This window comes from Catenulispora rubra (assembly GCF_015356825.1).
In the GTDB taxonomy this organism is placed as follows: domain Bacteria; phylum Actinomycetota; class Actinomycetes; order Streptomycetales; family Catenulisporaceae; genus Catenulispora; species Catenulispora rubra.
This window is the reverse complement of the sequence record NZ_JAACYW010000567.1, coordinates 1-2,403: the sequence shown is the minus strand read 5'-3', so window position 1 is coordinate 2,403 and position 2,403 is coordinate 1. Positions and strand designations below refer to the sequence as shown.

Annotated in this window: 1 protein-coding gene; it reads left to right on the top strand. The window is 68.1% G+C overall.

The genetic code is table 11. The features are described 5' to 3' along the window. On the top strand, positions 1-2,403 hold a 2,403-nt coding region (locus GWK61_RS54070), incomplete at both ends, for an acyltransferase domain-containing protein (protein WP_194922209.1).

The window sequence follows — 2,403 nt, the reverse complement described above, 5'->3', positions numbered from 1 at the left end:
CGGCGGTGTGATCAAGGCCGTGATGGCGATGCGCGCCGGGGTCTTGCCCAGGACCCTGCACGTCGACGCCCCCAGCCCGCACGTGGACTGGGCCGGCAGCGGGGTGAGCCTGCTGACAGAGGCCAGGTCCTGGCCCGAGACCGGACGCCCACGCCGAGCCGCGGTCTCTTCCTTCGGCATCAGTGGCACCAACGCCCATGTGATCCTGGAGCAGCCCCCTGAAACTCCGGTTGCCGAGCCTGTTGCGGGAGTGGTGCCGCCCACCGGTTCAGAGCTTGGCCACGCTGAAACTTCCGAGTCGGGGCCAGATTCCGGTTCGGGGGTATCTGTCGGGGCCGGGGTGGTGCCGTGGATGCTGTCCGCGCGGACTCCCGAAGCGCTCAACGCCCAGGCCGCACGGTTGCTCGAAACCCTGAGCACCGCTGAATCGGCCATCTCCGATCTGGCGGCCTCGGACCCGGCCACCTGCGACCCGACCGCCACCTCCGACCTGGCTGGCTCTGGCGTGGCGGCCTCTGATTCGGTTACCGTCGGCGGGGACGAGGGCTTGGTCGCTGCGACGCCTGGAGATCCGGCTGGGGTCGCGCGGGCGTTGCTGCGTACGCGTTCGGTGTTTGCTCATCGTGCGGCGGTGCTCGGGCAGGATCACAAGGTCTTGCTAGATGGGTTGCGTGTGCTGGCGCAGGGGGCGAGTGCGCCGGAGGTGATCCGCCATCATGCGCCGGTCGTCCAGTCCGGGCGTACCGCGTTCTTGTTCACCGGTCAGGGCAGCCAGCGCCTCGGGATGGGCCTGGGTTTGTATGCCGCCTTCCCTGTCTACGCCGAGACTTTCGACGAGGTTTGCGAACACCTCGATCCGCACCTGGAACAACCCCTGCGCAATGTGCTCTCGGATCAGGCCGCGCTCATCGACCAGACCGGGTATGCGCAGCCGGCGTTGTTCGCGCTGCAAACAGCTTTGTATCGGTTGTTGGAATCGGCGGGCCTGACCCCTGACCTGCTGCTTGGGCATTCCCTGGGTGAGTTGACTTCGGCGCACCTGGCTGGGGTGTTGAGTCTGCAGGATGCCTGTCGGCTGGTCGCCGCCCGGGGGCGTCTGATGCAGGGCGCTGAACCAGGCGGTGCCATGGTCTCGATCCGTGCAGATGCCGCTGACGTTCAAGGGAGCCTGATCGGTCATGAGGACCGGGTGTCGATCGCCGCGGTCAACGGTCCGCAGTCCACGGTCATCTCCGGGGACCCGGATGCGGTCAACGAGATCGCCACCGGCTGGCGGGTCAACGGCGTGCGGACCAAGCGGTTGCGGACCAGTCACGCCTTCCATTCCCCGCACATGGATGCGGTCCTGTCGGAGTTCCACGCGGTTGCGGCCGCGATCTCCTACGCCCCGGCGCGGATCCCCATCGTTTCCAGCCGCACCGGCCTGCTAGCCACTGATGAAGAGCTCGGGTCGCCCCGGTATTGGACTGATCAGATCCGCGACACCGTCGACTTCCGAGGTGCCATGCGCACTCTGGAGCAAGCCGGCGCCACCCGCTACATCGAATGCGGACCCGACGCTGTGCTGTGCGCCATGGCCGTGGACAACCTCGAAACAGCACCCGAATACGTCCTGCCCACCCTGCGCGCCGATCGCCCCGAGGCCCAGATTCTCACCCAAACACTCGCCCACGCCTGGACCACAGGCACCGACATCGCATGGACCACGCTGCTACCGCCGACACCCAGCACCGGTCAGGCCCCTGACCTGCTGCCGGACCTGCCGACCTACCCCTTCCAACACACCCGCTACTGGCTGGCTCCCGCTGCCGGGGGTAGCGCCGAGGCGTTGGGCCAAGATTCTGGTGGGCATCCGTTGCTCGATGCGGTGGTGGCCCACCCCGATGGGGGCATCACCGGTACCGCGGTGTTGACTGTGGATCGGTGTGCGTGGATCCGTGATCACGCGGTGTATGGCACGGTCGTGCTTCCGGGTGCCGCTCTCCTCGAGCTGGTCTTGCACATCGCAGCCGGCGCCGGCCATCCGCATCTGCAGGAACTCACGTTGCAGGCTCCGCTGGTCCTGTCCGAGGATGACCGGCTGCACCTGAACGTCACCTACCGACCCGACCCGGACCCCGGCACCGGCTCCGGCACAGTCACCATCCACACCCGCCCGGCCGAGGCCGACGAGCCGCCGGCGTGGACGCATCACGCCACGGCCGTCCTCACCGCCGAACCCGCCCCGGCGCCGGATCCCGTACCGGCGCCCCGCTCGGACACCACTGCCATCGCACCCGCAGTGCTCTACGCCGATCTTCACGACCGCGGCTACGACTACGGCCCGACCTTCCAAGGCCTCACCGACATCCGACACCACGGTCATCAAGCCTGGGCCACCGCGACCCTGCCCGAACCGGCCGC